The 16884-nt window shown below is 69.5% G+C and carries 14 protein-coding genes; 8 read left to right on the forward strand and 6 right to left on the reverse strand.

All coding sequences use genetic code 11. The features are described 5' to 3' along the window. Positions 1-638 precede the first annotated feature (638 nt). The 4 genes from NRB56_RS00575 to NRB56_RS00590 all read right to left on the reverse strand — a co-directional run bounded on the left by NRB56_RS00575 (position 639) and on the right by NRB56_RS00590 (position 5562). Positions 639-1694: an acyl-CoA dehydrogenase family protein gene (locus NRB56_RS00575; RefSeq protein ID WP_319942370.1), complete on the reverse strand. Its 1056-nt coding sequence runs from the start codon at positions 1692-1694 to the stop codon at positions 639-641. Further along, entirely contained in the window at positions 1691-2704 is a 1014-nt protein-coding gene (locus NRB56_RS00580; RefSeq protein WP_153338536.1) for an acyl-CoA dehydrogenase family protein, read from the reverse strand. The genes NRB56_RS00575 and NRB56_RS00580 overlap by 4 nt, the downstream gene beginning before the upstream one ends. A gap of 31 nt (positions 2705-2735) precedes the next feature. Beyond that, positions 2736-3941: an acyl-CoA dehydrogenase family protein gene (locus tag NRB56_RS00585; protein ID WP_153338537.1), complete on the reverse strand. Its 1206-nt coding sequence runs from the start codon at positions 3939-3941 to the stop codon at positions 2736-2738. A gap of 70 nt (positions 3942-4011) precedes the next feature. Continuing rightward, entirely contained in the window at positions 4012-5562 is a 1551-nt protein-coding gene (locus NRB56_RS00590; protein WP_319942371.1) for a FadD3 family acyl-CoA ligase, read from the reverse strand. Positions 5563-5623: 61 nt separating this feature from the next. On the opposite strand from NRB56_RS00590, the gene NRB56_RS00595 reads away from it, so the two are divergent. From NRB56_RS00595 to NRB56_RS00620, 6 genes are all read left to right on the forward strand, one after another. Next, complete coding sequence (locus NRB56_RS00595; protein ID WP_319942489.1) at positions 5624-6871, forward strand: acyl-CoA dehydrogenase family protein; 1248 nt, start codon at positions 5624-5626, stop codon at positions 6869-6871. A gap of 112 nt (positions 6872-6983) precedes the next feature. Next, entirely contained in the window at positions 6984-7778 is a 795-nt protein-coding gene (locus NRB56_RS00600; protein ID WP_406603418.1) for an SDR family oxidoreductase, read from the forward strand. Positions 7779-7940: 162 nt separating this feature from the next. Further along, complete coding sequence (locus tag NRB56_RS00605; protein WP_153338540.1) at positions 7941-8732, forward strand: hypothetical protein; 792 nt, start codon at positions 7941-7943, stop codon at positions 8730-8732. 67 nt (positions 8733-8799) lie between these two features. Next, positions 8800-9450 carry a TetR/AcrR family transcriptional regulator gene (locus NRB56_RS00610; protein ID WP_153338541.1) on the forward strand — a complete coding sequence of 217 codons (651 nt, stop codon included), beginning with the start codon at positions 8800-8802 and terminating at the stop codon, positions 9448-9450. Positions 9451-9491: 41 nt separating this feature from the next. Next, a complete protein-coding gene (locus NRB56_RS00615) occupies positions 9492-10646 on the forward strand; it encodes an acetyl-CoA C-acetyltransferase (protein ID WP_319942490.1) in 1155 nt (384 codons plus the stop codon). 51 nt (positions 10647-10697) lie between these two features. Next, entirely contained in the window at positions 10698-12662 is a 1965-nt protein-coding gene (locus NRB56_RS00620) for a molybdopterin-containing oxidoreductase family protein (protein ID WP_153338543.1), read from the forward strand. 46 nt (positions 12663-12708) lie between these two features. Here NRB56_RS00620 and NRB56_RS00625 read toward each other — a convergent pair whose 3' ends face one another. Then, a complete protein-coding gene (locus tag NRB56_RS00625; RefSeq protein WP_153338544.1) occupies positions 12709-13167 on the reverse strand; it encodes a MarR family winged helix-turn-helix transcriptional regulator in 459 nt (152 codons plus the stop codon). A gap of 89 nt (positions 13168-13256) precedes the next feature. On the opposite strand from NRB56_RS00625, the gene NRB56_RS00630 reads away from it, so the two are divergent. Together NRB56_RS00630 and NRB56_RS39975 are read left to right on the forward strand one after the other, a co-directional pair. After that, entirely contained in the window at positions 13257-14663 is a 1407-nt protein-coding gene (locus NRB56_RS00630; RefSeq protein WP_153338545.1) for a DHA2 family efflux MFS transporter permease subunit, read from the forward strand. 162 nt (positions 14664-14825) lie between these two features. Beyond that, positions 14826-15728, forward strand: coding sequence for a YdcF family protein (locus tag NRB56_RS39975; protein ID WP_153338546.1), 903 nt, complete (start codon positions 14826-14828; stop codon positions 15726-15728). Between the two features lie 64 nt (positions 15729-15792). Here NRB56_RS39975 and NRB56_RS00640 read toward each other — a convergent pair whose 3' ends face one another. Beyond that, positions 15793-16833 (reverse strand): beta-ketoacyl-ACP synthase III, encoded by a 1041-nt coding sequence (locus NRB56_RS00640; RefSeq protein ID WP_153338547.1) that lies wholly within the window; start codon positions 16831-16833, stop codon positions 15793-15795. Positions 16834-16884: the final 51 nt, after the last annotated feature.

The raw sequence follows: 16884 nt of genomic DNA on the forward strand, positions 1-16884 counted from the left end.
GCAGACGCATCCCCGCTCACCCCACCCCGCTCACCAATCCGCAGGCCCGATGCTCCCGCTTCCCGCGACCCGGTCACCATTCCGCAGCCGTATGTACCCCCGTTCTCTGCGACCGGGTCAGCATTCCGCAGCCGTATGTACCCGGTCCCGTGGCTCGGTCACTATTCCGCAGCCGCACGTACCCCGGTCCCGTGGTTCGGTCAGCATTCCGCAGCCGTAGGTCCCCCTGCTCCCCGTGGTTCGGTCACCGTTCCGCAGCCGCACGTACCCCTGCTCCCCGTGATCCGGTCACCATTTAGCAGCCGTACGTACCCACTCCCCGTGGCCCGGTCACCATTTCCGCAGCCGTGTGTACTCCACTCCCCAGGACCCGGTCACCATTTAAGCAGCCGTAACCCCGTTCCCCTGAATGCGGTCACCGATACGCAGGGGTAGCCCTCCTGTTCGCGGCCCGGTCCGATCCTGGACTGACGGAGGCGGGGGAGCGAAGCGGAGGAGCCGGAGGAGGGAAGGATCGGGCCCGCAGGGCCGCGAACCCGCCGGAGCGAAGCGGAGGCCAAAAAACACAGCCCGTCACCCCCAAGCAGGCCCAACACCTGTGCGCACCCCCCCAGGGATCAGGTCCCCCTGGTCAAAAATCAGCCCGTTCGAGCGACCGGACGCACTGGTACCCCGAACAATTCACCGTCCGCATGTGCGCGCTTGAAGAAAAGATGCGCATCATGTTCCCAGGTGATGGCGATACCGCCATGCAACTGAATCATTTCCCCGGCCACAGTCCGGAAGACCTCCGTACAGTGAATCCGCGCAGCCGCAACCTCCGCGCCAGCGAGCCTATCACCGGATTCCAGCCCCGCAATGGCCGAATATGCCACCGACCGAGCCGATTCCACCAGCACGTACAAGTCTGCCATCCGATGCTTCAGCGCCTGGAACCCACCGATCGGCCGACCGAACTGTACTCGCGATCCGGTGTATTCGACAGTCACGCCGAGGCAGTAATCCGCCGCCCCGACCTGCTCGGCGGCCAATGCAACCCAAGCGATGTCGCGCAACCGAGAAGCCAAAGTCGTACCATCCCCCGCCAGAACACGGGCCGGGGCGGAATCGAAACCGATCTCCCACAGTCGCCGCGTGACATCCATGGTCGCCGCCACCCTCCGGGTGACTCCCGTTGCGCCGGCGTCGATTTCGTACACCCCGGCGGCAGTGACCACAACCAGGGTATCGGCCGCATCCCCGTCCAGCACGTAATGCGCGGTCCCACTGAGCTTCCCGTCCACGACGCGAACACCGAACCCGTCCCACCCCCGAGAGTCCGCCCAGCACACCGCCAGTGTGAGCCCCCCCTCGGCGACCCCCGGCAGCAGTCGCGCACACGCCTCGATGTCCCCGGACAGCAGCAGCGCCCAGACACCGAGCACAGCCGAGCCGAGCATCGGCGGGGTGTGCAGGGTACGGCCGAGCTCCTCCACAACGATCAGCGATTCGGCCAGCCCCGCACCGACACCCCCGTACTCCTCCGGCACGGCCAGCGCCGCCACGCCCACCTGCTCACACAGCACGCGCCACAACTGCTCGTCGTAGCCGATGTCACCGTCGATAGCGCGCCGCAGCACAGCCCGATCGCCGAACCGGCTCAGTGCCGCCCGGACGGTGGTAGCGAGTTCCCGGCGTTCCGCGATGGTGCTCACGAGTTCTCCGTCCGATCCGTCCGCAGTGCCGAGGCGACCCGCTCCCGATGGAAATCAACTGTGCCCCAAGCAGTTCGCAGCGCCATCACCTTCGTCAGCCACAGCGACAGATCGAATTCGGCGGTGTAACCAATGGCCCCGTGCACCTGGAGTGCGGTGCGGGCCGCCCCGTGCGCGGCATCGGTGCAGGCGACCTTGGCAGCGGACACATCGCGGGCCCGAATACCGGCATCGCCGGAAGCCACGCTCAGAGCCGCCCGATACAGCAGCGGCTCGGCCATCTCCAGAGCGATCAGCACATTCGCCAGATGATGTTTGACGGCCTGGTACTGCCCGATCGGCTTGCCGAACTGCCGCCGCTGTTTCACATAGGACACGCTCGTATCCAGCAACGCGCGACCCGCGCCCAAGGTCTGTGCCGCGCAAGCCAGCACCCCCGCGTCGAAAGCGGCCGAAGCGGCGGTCCGCACCGCGTCACCCGCCGCGACAGTCTCGTCGGCGACCAGCGAGAACAGCCGGCGGGACGAGTCCACCGAGCGGATCGGCCCGGCCCGATGCGCGGCCGTGAGCCGGTCACCGTCGACGGCCAGCACCACCTCGGCGGTATCGGCGTCGAGGGCGGGCAGGTCCGCGGCGGGCGCGATCGTGCCCAGCACCCTGCCCTCGGCCAGCGCAGGCAGCCACCGCTGCGCCGGTCCGATGTCCGGAAGCGCCTGCAACAGTGCGGGAATCACGGCCCCCGTCTCCACCAGCGGCCCCGGCGCCGCGGCCCGCCCGAATTCCACGAACGCCACCACCAGATCCACCGGGGTGGCCCCGAATCCGCCGAACCGCTCCTCGGTGACCAGCCCCAGCGCGCCCGCCCCCGCCAGCTGCCGGAGCAGGCCACGACCGCCGCGGTGATCACCGCCGCTCCAGGCGCGGACGATGTTCGGGGTGCCCGCGGTCTCGCAGATCTTGCGCAGGCTGCCGGCGAAATCCCGTTGTTCGGGGGCCAATGCGAATCTCATCGTTGGAGTCCGTTCCGAAGTCGTGCGGCGGTCAGCGCGGCAGCCCGAGGAGGCGTTCGGCGACGATGTTGCGCTGGATCTCGTTGGTACCGGCGTAGATCGGGCCCGCCAGCGAGAACAGATAACCGTCGGTCCACGGGCCGCTGCGCTCGGCGCCCGCACCCAGCAGATCGAGCGCGGTCTCGTGCAGGGCGATGTCGAGCTCCGACCAGAACACCTTGTTCACCGAGGATTCCGCGCCGAGTTTCCCGCCCTCGCCCAGCCGGGTGACGGTTCCCCAGGTCGCCAGCCGATACGCCTCGGCGCCGATCCAGCAGTCCACCACCGCATTCCGGGCGGCGGTGTCGGCCGGGTCGGCGGTCTCGCGCCACAGTTCGAGCAGCCGGCCCGCGGTCGCGGTGAACCGGCCGGGGCTGCGCAGCGACAGGCCGCGCTCGTTGCTGGAGGTCGCCATCGCCACCTGCCAGCCGTTGTCCGGTTCGCCGATCACATCCCGATCCGGCACGAACACGCTGTCCAGGAACAGTTCCGCGAAGCCGGGCTCGCCGTCGAGCTGCGGGATCGGCCGCACGGTGACCCCGTCCGCGGTCAGCGGGAACATCACGTAGGTGAGGCCGCGGTGCCGTGCCGGGCGGATGCGGTCAGACCCGGAGGCGGCAGCCTGCGTAACCACGGAGGGTCCCGCATCCGCCCCATCGGATACCGCCGCCGGATCGCTGCGGAACAGCCCGAAGGCCCAATCCGCGTACGCCGCACGGGAACTCCAGGTCTTCTGGCCGTCCAGGATCCAGCCGCCGTTGGTGCGCCGCGCGGTGGACCGGATGCCGGCGAGGTCGCTGCCCGCCTCCGGTTCGGACCAGGCCTGCGCCCAGATGTCGTCGCCGCGCGCCATCCGCGGCAGGATCCGGCCCAGCTGTTCCGGGGTGCCGTGCTCGAACAGGGTCGGCGCCAGCAGGAAGATGCCGTTCTGGCTGACCCGCCCCGGCGCACCGGCGGCGTAGTACTCCTCCTCGAACAGCACCCATTCGAGCAACGAGGCGTCGCGCCCGCCGAATTCGGCAGGCCAGGCCACGACCGACAGGCGGGCCTCGGCCATGGTGCGCTCCCAGGCGCGGTGCGCCTCGAAGCCCGCCCGGGTGTCCATCGAGGGCAGCGGCGTCGCGGGCACGTTGGCGCGCAGGAACTCTCGCACCTCGGCGCGGAATTCCTCAGCGCCGGAATCGAAGTCGAGATCCATCGCTACCACCCCACCCGCTCGACGGGCTCGTGGCCGACTTGGCCCGCATCCGGCGCCGAAGCTTGCGAACTCACGAATTCTCCTCACGTAGTTGCCGCTTGAGCACCTTTCCGGCAGCGCTGTAGGGCAGCTGATCGCGGAATTCGATGTAGCGGGGCACCTTGAAGTTGGCCAGCGAGCGGCCGGCGTGGGCGAGCACATCCTCGGCGCCGATGTCGGCACCGGGCGCGCGCACCACGTACGCCTTGCCGACCTCGCCCATCCGCTCGTCCGGCACGCCGATCACCGCGGATTCGGCGACGCCGTCGAGGCGGGCCAGGTTCTGCTCGATCTCGGCCGGATACACGTTGAAGCCGCCGGAGATGTACATATCCTTGAGCCGATCGGTGATCTTCAGATAGCCGCGGTCGTCGAGGACGCCCACGTCACCGGTGTGCAGCCAGCCCTCGTCGTCGATGGTCTCGGCGGTGTTCACCGGATCGTCCAGGTAGCCGAGCATGACGTTGGGCCCGCGCATCAGCACCTCGCCGTTGCCGGCGATACGGAGCTCGAAATCGGCGATGGCCCGGCCGGAGGTGTTCGCGATGGTCTCGGCGTCGTCCTCGGGCCGGCACATGGTGCCGAAGCCGGCCGATTCCGAGAGGCCGTACGCGGTGAGCACCACGTCGAAACGCAGGACGTCGCGCATCTTCTCGATCAGCACGACCGGCACGACCGAGGCGCCGGTGACCGCGACCCGCAGGCTGGACAGGTCGAACTCGGCGCGGCGCGGCTGGTCCAGGATGGTCTGGTAGATGGTCGGCGGGCCGGTCAGCACGGTGATGCGCAGATCCTGCACCAGCCGCATCGCCGCCGGCACGTCGAAGGTGGCCTGCGGCACGATGGTCGCGCCGGTGACCAGGCAGGTCAGGATCGCCGCCTTGTAGCCGAAGTTGTGGAAGAATGGCGGGATCACCAGATAGCGATCGGAGCTGTTCAGGGTCGCGCATTCGGCCCAGGCCCGGGACACCGCGAGCGCCTGCCGCTGCGCCACCAGCGTGCCCTTGCTGCGGCCGGTGGTGCCGGAGGTGAACAGGATGTCCGAGATGTCCTCCGGTGCGACGGATTCGCCACGCGTGTCGATCGTCTCGGCCGATACCGCGGCGGCCAGGTCCGGCAGCTGCGTCCAGGAGATCCGGTCCGGCGCGGCGGAGTCGGTGCCCTCGACCGGAATCGTGATCACCGTACCGATACCGAGTTCCGGTGCGGCGGCGCGCAATTCGGCCAGCCGGTCCCGCCCGAGGAACGGCCCGGCGATGAACAGCGCCGCGGCGCCGACCCGCTCCAGCACCTCGGCCGCCTCGTCGGCGACGTAGCGGGTGTTCAACGGCACCAGCGCCGCCCCGGTGTAGTGGGCGGCGAGCGCGGCGACCACCCAGTGATGGGTGTTGGGAGCCCAGATGGCGACCCGGTCGCCGCGTTCGACGCCGCGGGCGATGAGCGCGCCGGCCACCCGCCGGACCTCGTCCAGCAGCTGCGACCAGCTCAGTTCGACGTCGCCGTCGTGCACGGCGGGCGCGTCGCCGTAGGCGCGGGCCGCCGCGTGCAGCGCGCCCGGGGTGGTCTGCGGTGGGGTTGTCACGTCGTCCTCGATCGGTCTACAAAGCAAGTGCTTGGTAGGTTACTCTACCGGAGTGAGCGCGATCCAGACTTCCGATTCGGTCACCGGCACACCCGAGGGGACATCGACGGTATCCGGTCCGACCGGCGACGATCGGCGATTCGCCGCCGAGATCCGCGAATGGCTGGCCGAGAACCTCGAGGGCCGGTTCCGGGAACTGCGCGGCCTCGGCGGGCCGGGCCGCGAGCACGAGGCCTTCGACGAGCGGCTGGAATGGGATCGCCACCTCGCCGCGGCGGGCTGGACCTGCCTCGGCTGGCCCGCGCGGTACGGCGGCCGGGACGCCACCCTCGCACAGCAGGTGATCTTCCACGAGGAGTACGCGAAGGCCGATGCGCCCGCGCGGGTTTCGCATCTCGGCGAGGAACTGCTCGGCCCGACGCTGCTGGCCTTCGGCACCGAGGAGCAGAAGCAGCGCTTCCTGCCGGGCATCAAGACCGTCACCGAGCTGTGGTGCCAGGGTTATTCGGAGCCCGGGGCCGGTTCCGACCTGGCCGCGGTGAGCACCTCGGCCCGGCTCGACGGCGACCATTGGGTGATCAACGGCCAGAAGATCTGGACCTCCCTGGCCCATCTGTCCGACTGGTGCTTCGCGGTCTGCCGCACCGAACCGGGATCGGCTCGTCACACAGGACTTTCGTATCTGCTGGTGCCGATGAAGCAGCCCGGGATCGAGGTCCGGCCGATCGTCCAGCTCACCGGCACCTCGGAATTCAACGAGGTCTTCTTCGACGGCGCGCGCACCGAGGCGGGCCTGGTGGTCGGCGCTCCCGGCGACGGCTGGCGAGTGGCCATGGGCACCTTGACCTTCGAGCGCGGCATCTCCACCGTCGGTCAGCAGATCCGGTTCGCCCGGGAACTCGCGGATCTGGAAGCGGTGGCGCGGTCCACCGGCGCGCTGGATGATCCGGTGCTGGCCGAACGCCTCGATCGGGCCTGGGTGGGATTGCGAGTGCTGCGCGCACACGCGCTGCGCACCCTGGAATCCGCGCACGAGACCGTCGACGCCCGCACCGCCGCCGGCCAGGCGTCGGTGTCGAAGTTGTTGTGGGCCAACTGGCATCGCGGCCTCGGCGAACTCGCCATGGATGTGCTCGGGGCGCCCGGCCTGCTGGCGCGGGACCTCGACGGCGGGAACCCCGGCGAACTGAACGAATGGCAGCGGCTGTTCCTGTTCACCCGCGCCGACACCATCTACGGCGGCTCGAACGAGGTGCAGCGCAACATCATCGCCGAGCGGGTGCTCGGCCTGCCCCGGGAAGCGCGGTGAGCGTGGCCGTGCGGCAGCTTCGGATGAGGTGCGGCGATACCCGCGAATCCAGTTGCAGCGCAACACGTTCATGCGCCCTACCCGCCAACCTGCAACTCGGAAGGATTCATCCGTGACCGATCTCTCCGTCCCGCCGTCCCCGGTCGCCGGCCACGGCCTGCTCGCCGGGCGCACCGCCGTGATCACCGCCGCCGCCGGCACCGGTATCGGCTCCGCCACCGCGCGGCGGCTGCTCGACGAGGGCGCCGACGTCGTGGTCTCCGACTGGCACGAGCGCCGGTTGAAGCAGACCGAGGAGGAGTTGCGCGCCGCGTATCCGGATCGCCGGGTGGCGTCGGTGGTGTGCGACGTGACCAGCACCGAACAGGTCGACGCCCTGATCCGCGACGCGGCGGCGGCGCTGGGCCGCATCGACATCATGGTCAACAACGCCGGGCTCGGCGGCGAGACCCCGGTGGTCGACATGACCGACGAGCAGTGGGACCGGGTCCTGGACATCACGCTCAACGGCACCTTCCGATGCACCCGCGCGGTGCTGAACTACTTCCGCACCGCCGGCCACGGTGGCGTCGTCGTCAACAACGCCAGCGTGCTCGGCTGGCGGGCCCAGTACGGGCAGGCGCACTACGCCGCCGCCAAGGCCGGTGTGATGGCCCTGACCAGGTGCAGCGCGGTCGAGGCCGCCGAACTGGGCGTTCGGATCAACGCGGTCGCGCCGAGTATCGCCCGGCACCCGTTCCTGGACAAGGTGAGCTCCACCGAACTGCTGGACCGGCTGTCGGCCGACGAGGCGTTCGGCCGGGCCGCCGAACCGTGGGAGGTCGCGGCCACGATCGCCATGCTGGCCAGCGACTACACGTCGTACCTGACCGGTGAGGTGGTGTCGGTCTCCAGCCAGCACGCTTGACCGGCACCGCCGGAGCACGCTTGACCGGCACCGCCGGAGTGCGCTTGACCGGCACCGCCGGAGCGGCGAAATACCCTCGACCGAAATTGGGTGGCGCCGACCCACCCCGGGTATGCAATCCTGGGAGAGGCCGATTCGGCGATTCCGAAGGGACCTGGACCCATGGGTCAGGACCGTCGTCACAGCGACAACTGCGACAGAGACGACGACGCGGTCGACGGCGATACGGTCGGCGACGCGATCGACAACAACGAAGAACGGGAACTCGAACTGGTACGCGAGGTGGTACTCACCCGGCGCCGGGTCGACGGGTCCGTGCTGGCCGCCCTCACCCTGGGCGCCGAACTGCTCGATCATTCGTCCCCGGCGGTGACGGCCGCGCGGGCGGCCCAGATCCTGGCGGCGCACGCCGTCGACGAGGTCGAGGTCGGCAGCGATCCCCGTGGCGCCCTGTGCACCGATATCGCCCGCGACCACGACCGGGCCCGCCGCATCGGCCTGATCCGGCACCGATGCGACACCGACGACGATTCGCGACGCCGGCAACGCACCGCGCTGCTGTGCGAGGTGCGGGCCGACCTGCTCGAGGTGGTCCGGCGCTGCGGCAGGTTCCGGCTAGACGGGGTGGCCTTCGCCGACGGCATCTCGGAGGGCCTGTGCGCGGCCACCGACAAGCTCGTGATCGGCGCGGACATGGACACCTATCACGCCTGGCAGCGCGGCATGGTGCTGAAGATCAGCGAGGAGCCCACCCACAGCGGCCCGCCGCGCGCCATGGCGACCGTGGACGCGGGCCCCGGCCGCGGACCGCTGACCGTGGAATGGGACACCTGCGAGCGCCGGTTGGCGCTGGTCGCGCGGATGGCGCGGGCGGGTGTATCGCCGATCGTCATCTGCGACCGGCTGCTGGCGGACCTCTCGGTCGCCTCGCCGCTGCGCTTCTCCCTGCGCTGACCGGCCCCCGGCCCCCTCCTCGGGAACGCGCACCGCCCCGTGGACCAAGCAAATGCTTGGTTGTATTATGGCCGGTGTGACCGCACCCGACACCTCCAAATCCGCACGTCGCACCGAACTGCTCGCCCTGGCGGCCGAGCTGTTCGCCGAGCGCGGGCTGCGTGCCACCACGGTTCGGGACATCGCCGACGCGGCCGGGATTCTATCCGGCAGTCTCTACCATCACTTCGATTCCAAGGAGTCGATGGTCGACGAGATCCTGCGCGGCTTCCTCGACGACCTCTTCGGTCGCTACCGGGAGATCGTCGCCGCGAACCTCTCGGCGCGGGATACGTTGGAGGCGTTGGTGATCGCCTCGTACGAGTCGTTCGACCATTCGCACGCCGCGGTGGCGATCTATCAGGCCGAGGCGAAACGCCTCAGCGGCACACCGCGTTTCGACTACATCGACGAGTACAACCGGGAATTCCGGGAGATCTGGTCGCGGGTGCTGCACGAGGGCGTCGCCGACGGCAGCTTCCGGCCCGAACTGGATGTCGAACTGGCGCTGCGATTCCTGCGCGACACCGTGTGGGTGGCGGTCCGCTGGTACCGGCCCGGCGGCCGGATCACCGTCGGCACCCTCGCCAAGCAGTACCTCACCATCGTGCTGGACGGGCTCACCAATCCGGAGACCCGGGCCGAAAAGTTCTCCGGCGCAACGGAACACAGCAAGTAGGAGCTCTCATGTCTGCACCGACCCGCCGTCCGTACGCACCCGTGCGGGAGGCGTACGTGATCGACGCCGTGCGCACACCGGTCGGCAAGCGCGGTGGCGCGCTGGCCGCAGTGCACCCGGCCGATCTGGGCGCCGCCGCGCTGCGCGGGCTGCTCGGCCGCAATTCGATCGACCCCGTGCGGGTCGACGACGTGATCGTCGGCTGCGTCGACAATGTCGGCCCCCAGGCCGGCAACATCGGCCGCACCGCCTGGCTCACCGCCGGATATCCGGAGGAGGTGCCGGGCGTCACCGTCGACCGGCAGTGCGGATCCAGTCAGCAGGCGATCAACTTCGGCGCCCAGGCCATCATGAGCGGTACCGCCGAGGTGATCGTGGCCGGTGGGGTGCAGAACATGAGCGCCATCCCGATCTCGGCCGCGATGCTGGCCGGGAAGGAGTACGGCTTCGAATCCCCGTTCGTCGGCGCCGAGGGCTGGGACCATCGCTACGGCACCGGCGAGGTGTCGCAGTTCAACGGCGCGCAGCTGATCGCCGAGAAATGGGATATCAGCCGCGAGGATATGGAGCACTGGGCGCTGCGCAGCCACGACCGGGCCCGCGCCGCGATCGCCGAGGGCCGCTTCGATCGGGAGATCGTGCCGGTCGGCGACTTCTGGATCGACCAGGGCCCGCGCGAGACCAGCCTGGCGAAAATGGCCGCGCTGCCACCGTTGTCGGAGGGCAGCCGGCTCACCGCGGCGGTGGCCAGTCAGATCTCCGACGGTGCGAGCGCCACCCTGCTCGCCTCGGACTGGGCGGTCCAGGAGTACGGACTCACCCCGCGGGCGCGCATCCATCACGTCAGCGCGCGCGGCGCCGATCCGATCTACATGCTCACCGCGCCGATCGCCGCCACCCGGTGGGCGCTCGAGAAGACCGGACTCACCATCGACGACATCGATGTGATCGAAATCAACGAGGCGTTCGCCTCGGTGGTCCTGGCGTGGCTGAAGGAGACCGGCGCGGACCCGGAGAAGGTGAACGTCAACGGCGGCGCGATCGCCCTCGGGCATCCGCTCGGGGCAACGGGCGCAAAGCTTTTCGCGACCCTGCTGAACGAGCTGGAGCGTCGCGGCGGCCGGTACGGCCTGCTCACGATTTGTGAGGGCGGCGGCACCGCGAACGTCACGATCATCGAGCGGATCGAGGCCTGACGCTTCAACCGTCGCCGCGACGCACACCCGGCCCGCGTTTACCATCAGTGGATGGAGGTTCTGGGCGCATGTCCGCTCGACTGCCCCGACGCCTGTTCCTGGGTGGTGACCGTCGCCGATGACGGCCGGGCGGTCGAACTGCGGGGCAACAAACATCATCCGGTCACCCGCGGCGCGCTGTGCGTCAAGGTGAACCGATATCTCGAGCAGGTCGACTCGCCGGATCGGATCCGCTATCCGATGCGGCGGGTCGGCCGCAAGGGCGAGGGCAGATTCGAGCGGATCACCTGGGACGAGGCCCTCGACGAGATCGCCGAGCGGCTGACCGGCATCGTCGACGAGGACGGCGGCGAGGCGATCTGGCCGTTCCACGGCACCGGCAGTCTCGGGTATCTGCAAGGGCTGGAAGGACTCTCGGGCCGCCGGTTCTTCAACGTGCTCGGCGCCAGCCTGCACGATCCGACCATCTGCTCGATCTCCGGCTCGCTCGGGCTGAAGTACACCCTCGGCACCTCCGGCGGCATGGATCCCGAGGATTTCCCGCAGTCGAAGCTGATCATCCTGTGGGGCACCAACCCGCTCACGACGGGGCACCACGTGTGGAAATTCATCCAGGACAGCGGCGCTTACCTGGTCGCCATCGATCCGGTGCGCAGCCGCACCGCCGACCGCTGCGACGAACATCTGGCGCCGCTGCCGGGCACCGACGCCGCGCTGGCGCTGGGCCTGATGCACGTGATCGTCTCGCTCGGGGCCGAGGACCGGGAATACCTCGCCGAGCACACCGAGGGCTGGCCGCAGTTCCGCGAACGCCTGGCGGAGTATCCGCCCGACCGGGTCGCCGAGATCACCGGCCTGCCCGCGGAGCGGATCTTCGCGCTGGGCGAGCGGATCGCCCGCACCCGCCCCACCGCGATCCGCGCCTCACAGGGCATGCAGCGCCACGCGGGCGGTGGAATGGCCTTACGTACCTTGGCATGTCTGCCCGGTGTGACCGGCGACTGGGGCATTCCCGGTGGCGGACTGCACTATTCGACGAGCGGTCACTTTCGGCTGAACGAATCCGCGCTGGCGCGTTTCGATCTGCTGCCGCACCCGGTGCGGACATTGTCGATGACCCGGCTCTCCGAGGGGCTGCTGGAGGCGAAGGACCCGCCGGTGCGGGCGCTGTTCGTGATCGCCGCGAATCCGGTCGCCTCCAATCCGGACCAGTCCACGGTGATCCGGGGGTTGTCCCGCGAGGACCTGTTCACCGTTGTGCTGGAGCACTTCCCGACCGATACCGTCGACTACGCCGACATCGTGCTGCCGGCCACCATGCAGCCCGAACACCTGGATGTGGTGGCGGCCTACGGCAACATGTACCTGGCCTGGAACGAACCGGCCGTCGATCCGCCCGGTGAATGCCTTTCCACCACCGAGACCTTCCGGCGCCTGGCCCGGCACATGGGCCTCACCGAACCGTCGCTGTACGACTCCGACGAGGATCTGGCCCGGCAGTTGCTCGAGGGCCACGACCTGGACCGGTTGCGCCGCGAGGGTTTCCTGCGTGTCGAGCCACAGCCGGTGCCGGCCGGCAAACTGCAATTCGTCTCCGCCCGGGCCGCTGCCGCCGGGCACGACGCGCTGCCCACCTACATCCCGCCCGCGGACACCGGCGACGGCCTGGTGCTGATCTCGGCGGCCTCACACTATTTCGTCAATTCCAGCTTCGGCAGCAATCCGGAACTCCGCCGCCGGGCCGGTGAGCCGCAGGTGACCATCCATCCCGGCGATGCCGCCGAACGCGGGATCGCCGACGGCGCGAAGATTTTGGTGTACAACGAGCGCGGCGCGTTCGAGGCGATCGCGCTCGTCTCCGATCGGGTCCGGCCCGGTGTCGCCGCCACCACCAAGGGCCGCTGGATGAGGTTCTCGCACGGCCCCACCGTGAACGCGACCATCGCCGAACGTGATTCGGACTTCGGCGGTGGTGCGGTGTACCACGACAACCGGATTCACATCACGCTGCGCTGAGACGCGGTGATCGCACAGCGGTCATCGGATCGGAACCGCGGCCGGTTCATTCGCCGGCGGGCGGCAGCGGCCGGTAGTCCTCGTCGTAGCCCAGCGCCCGCAGCGACAGCCGGTGCAGGGTGGCGCGTTCCGTGGGGTCGAGGCGGCCGAGCAGTTTGTCGTGCGAGGCCTCGATCTCGGCGTCGACCCGGCGGCGGGCGGCGCGGCCGGCGTCGGTGATCGACAGGCAGTGCTTGCGGCGGTCGGTGGTGTCCCGCTGCCGGACCACCAGGCCGGCGCGTTCCAGGCCGTCGACGAGACGGACGACCTCGCTGCGGTCGACGGCGAGCGCGTCGGCGATCTCCTGCTGCGAGATCCGGTCGGCGCGATCCTCCAGGTAGACCAGCACCCAGTGTTCCCGTAGCGACGAGCCGACCTCGCTGTGCACCGCGCGATGCAGCTTCCCGAAGGCATACGAGGGGAAGCGCAGGAGTCCTTCCAGGTGGACATCGTGGGCGTCGGGCATGGCTCGATTGTAGTGGTATTGCTGAGCCCCGAGATTGTTGATAATCTCCGCAATTGAGTATCCCAACAATATCTCGAAAGGGGTGCCCGATGACGCAGACGCGCTCGGCCACCGCGGTTTCCCCCTCCGATTCGATTCCCCCGCACGTCTGGCGCATCGCCGGCGTCGTCGTGTTCGGGGCGCTGATGAGCATGCTCGACACCTCGCTGGTGAACATCGGACTTCCCACGATCGGCGCCGACCTGCACGCGAGCCTCGCGACCGTGCAGTGGGTGGCCAGCGGTTATCTGCTCGCGCTGGCGGTGTCGCTGCCACTGTGCGGCCGGCTCGCCCGCCGGTTCGGGCCCGCCCGGGTCTGGGTGGCCGCGGTGGCGGCGTTCACGATCGCCTCCTGCCTGTGTGCCCTGGCCCCCGGCATCGGCTGGCTGATCTTCCTGCGGGTACTCCAGGGCCTGGCCGCCGGCGTCGTGGTCCCGGCCGGGCAGACCATCCTGGGCCAGGCCGCGGGCCCGCGATACCTGGGCCGGGTGATGGCCGTGGTCGGTATCGCGGTCGTGAGCGCACCCGCCTTCGGCCCCACCGTGGGCGGCCTGATGCTCGACCACCTCAGCTGGCCGTGGCTGTTCCTGATCAATCTTCCGTTCGGCGTGGTCGCCTGCGTGCTCGGCCTGCGGGTGCTGCCCAGGCAACCCGGAACACGCGGCGGCGCAGTGGATCTCGTGGGGCTCGTGCTGGCGGGCGGTGGCGCGTCCGCGGTGGTCTACGGCCTCGGCGAACTCGGTGTGCGCGACGCGAATTCGGTGCTGTCGGTCTGGCTGCCGATCGTGCTCGGCGCACTCGGCCTCGCCGGCTTCGTGTTCCGCTCGCTGCGGCGCAGCGAGCCGCTGCTCGACGTGCGGATGTTCCGGGACCCGGTCTTCGCCGCCGCCAACAGCGCGAGCTTCTTCGCCGGCGCCGCGATGTTCGGCCTGATGGTGTTGCTGCCCTTGTATTTCCAGATCCTGCACCACGAGAGCCTGATCCGCAGCGGCCTGTTGCTGCTGGTCTACGGTGGCGGCGGGATCATCGCCCTCCCGCTGGGGGGCCGGCTGACGGACCGGGCCGGCGGCGGCATCATCGCGGTCTGCGGCACCGTTGTGGTGGCCGCCACCGTCGCGCCGCTGGCGTTTCTGCCGGTCGACGCGAATCCCGTTCTGGTGCAGGTGTTGTTGTTCGTGTGCGGCGTCGGCACGGCCCTCTCGACCATGCCGCTGGTCAGCACCGCCTATGCCGCCGTGCGGCACGATCAGATGCCCGACGCCGCGGCGTTCGTGAACATCCTGCAGCGCATCGGCGGCGCCACCGGCGTGGCCCTGATCGCCGTGATCCTGTCCCGGATGGCGGAATCCGGTCGCCCGGCGCTGTCCGGTTATCACCTCGCCTTCGCGGGGATCTGCGTGTTGTCGCTGGTCGCCGCGCTCGCATCCGGAGTTCTGTTGCGGGTGCGGCGAAGTTGATCCGATGGGTCCGGTCCCGCTCGGTCATCACGCCCGAGCGGGACTCCGCCGTGGTTGAATGAACCACGGCCGAACAGTGCGGTAATACCGGGCTCCGGCCAGGGATCGTCCTGATCGAGGCAGAGCTTGACTGGCGCAAGTGAACCGGCGGAAATTGCGCGCGTGGTTGCCGAGCGGGTGAAAAAAGCGCTGTCCGAAGGCATGTCCGCGGCTACCCGGGACGGCCACGAGCTGACGGGCGCGGCCCGTGCCGGTATCGGGAAACTCGTCGAGGCGGAGACACGCGAGGCGATACCGCTCGACAGCGCCGGCCGCGCGGTCATCGCCGACTCCAGAGTGCTCGGCGGCCGCAGGGAAGCCGCCTACGACGAGTGGCTGAACCGACTGCGCGAGCGCGGCGTGGACACCGACCGAGCGCTCACCGATCTCGGCACGATCTACGACTTCCTGCGCCGGGATCCGGCCTGGGAGATCGAGGCCGGACGGCACTACGGCGGCATCGTCGTATTCGGCAGTCCCGATATCGGCGGGGCCGGTGTGGTCGCGAACATGGTCCACGACCACGGTCTGGCGGGTGTGCCCGTGGTCTTCTCGGGATACCAGGGTGAGGCCGAGGCGTTCCGGGTGGCGGCGGAACGACTGGGCCTGGCCGCCAGTCGCAGCGTCGAGGAACCGCTGGCCCGCAATACCGTCGAGAACGCGATCTACGGGGTCGGCACCCTGCGCGCGAGCGGACGGGACACCTCGTCGCTGATCGCGGTGACGACTCCGTTCCACGCGCGCCGGGTATGGGCGACGCTCATGAAACGGTCCCCGGAGGTGGAGCACGTCAGTATGGGTGTCGCGGACGTCTCGCTGGAGAACTACCTGAAGTACGGCTTCCGCACGGAAACCCAGACCGTGTCGAACCCGGATGCGATCGCCGCCAACATCACCGGCGAGATCCCCCGCTTCGAGAAGTACGCCCGGACCGGCGACATCGTCGAGGTGGCGGTTCCGGACGAGGTCCGCGCGGCCTACGACGCGGTACACGAGATCTTCCGCCCGCTCCCACCCAAATTCTGAGTCCGCGCCGGATCGCCGATCGCGGCGCCGGTCGGCCTTCGCCGGATACTCCGCTGCCGCAACACTATCCGGCGATCGCGGGCAGGGTCACGACCTGGCCCGCATACGCCAGTCCCGCACCGAATCCCAGCAGCAGGGCCGTGTCGCCCGGCCGCGCCGCGCCGGAGCGGATCAGTTCCTCCATCGCCATCGGGATCGAGGCGGCGCTGGTGTTGCCGGTCTCGGCGATGTCGCGGGCGACGGCGACACTGTCGGGTACGTGCAGGGCCTTGATCAGCGCTTCGGTGATGCGAATGTTGGCCTGGTGCGGCACGAACGCGTCCAGCTGGTCGACCGTGACACCCGCGAGGTCCAGGGCTTCGCGGCACGCCTTCTCCAGAAAGGTGACCGCCCAACGGAATACGGCGGTGCCGTTCATCCGGATATAGGGGCGCGTCGAGGTGCCACCGCTCGCCTCGGCCGCCGCGACCTCGGCGAAGTACTGCTGAAAGTCCTTGTCCTGCTTGATCGCCGCGGTCTGACTGCCGTCCGATCCCCAGGCCACCGGGCCGATGCCCTCCTGTTCGGCGCGACCGACGATCGCCGCGCCGGCGCCGTCGGCGAAGATGAACGCGCAGGTGCGGTCGCTGGTATCGAGCAGATCCGACAGTCGCTCCACGCCGATCACCAGGACGTTGCGAGCCTGTCCGGCGCGCACCAGATTCGCGGCGTTCGCGAGCGCGTAGCAGAATCCGGCACAGCCCGCCGAGACGTCGAAGGCGGCGGTGTCGTGCATCCCGAGGATGTCGGCGACCACCGCGCCCGCCGACGGTCCGAGCACCATCTGCGAGGAGGTCGCGAGGATCACGGCATCGATCGCCTCGGCGTCCAGCCGGGCGGCGGCGAGCGCGGCGCGCGCCGCGTCGGCACTCATCGAGACGATGGTCTCGTCGGCGTCCGCCCAACGGCGGGAGGCGATTCCGGAGCGGGTGCGGATCCACTCGTCCGAGGAGTCGATCCGATCGATGATGTCGGCATTGGGAACGATCCGGCGGGGCCGGTACACGCCGAGGCCCAGCAGGGCGGCATGTGCGACGGGGGCGGCGGTGGCGATGTGCGCGGGCATGACGGTCCTCTCTCATGTGAACCGATCGGTCCACACCTGCTAGATCTAACA

This window comes from Nocardia aurantia, from assembly GCF_009604425.1.
Lineage (GTDB): Bacteria > Actinomycetota > Actinomycetes > Mycobacteriales > Mycobacteriaceae > Nocardia > Nocardia aurantia.

Bases quoted from the DNA above. Each gene is read 5' to 3' on its own strand.
- NRB56_RS00580 (WP_153338536.1), bottom strand. From the start codon at position 2,704: ATGAGATTCGCATTGGCCCCCGAACAACGGGATTTCGCCGGCAGCCTG.
- NRB56_RS00585 (WP_153338537.1), bottom strand. From the start codon at position 3,941: ATGGATCTCGACTTCGATTCCGGCGCTGAGGAATTCCGCGCCGAGGTG.
- NRB56_RS00605 (WP_153338540.1), top strand. From the start codon at position 7,941: ATGGGTCAGGACCGTCGTCACAGCGACAACTGCGACAGAGACGACGAC.
- NRB56_RS00610 (WP_153338541.1), top strand. From the start codon at position 8,800: ATGGCCGGTGTGACCGCACCCGACACCTCCAAATCCGCACGTCGCACC.
- NRB56_RS00620 (WP_153338543.1), top strand. From the start codon at position 10,698: ATGGAGGTTCTGGGCGCATGTCCGCTCGACTGCCCCGACGCCTGTTCC.
- NRB56_RS00625 (WP_153338544.1), bottom strand. From the start codon at position 13,167: ATGCCCGACGCCCACGATGTCCACCTGGAAGGACTCCTGCGCTTCCCC.
- NRB56_RS00630 (WP_153338545.1), top strand. From the start codon at position 13,257: ATGACGCAGACGCGCTCGGCCACCGCGGTTTCCCCCTCCGATTCGATT.
- NRB56_RS00640 (WP_153338547.1), bottom strand. From the start codon at position 16,833: ATGCCCGCGCACATCGCCACCGCCGCCCCCGTCGCACATGCCGCCCTG.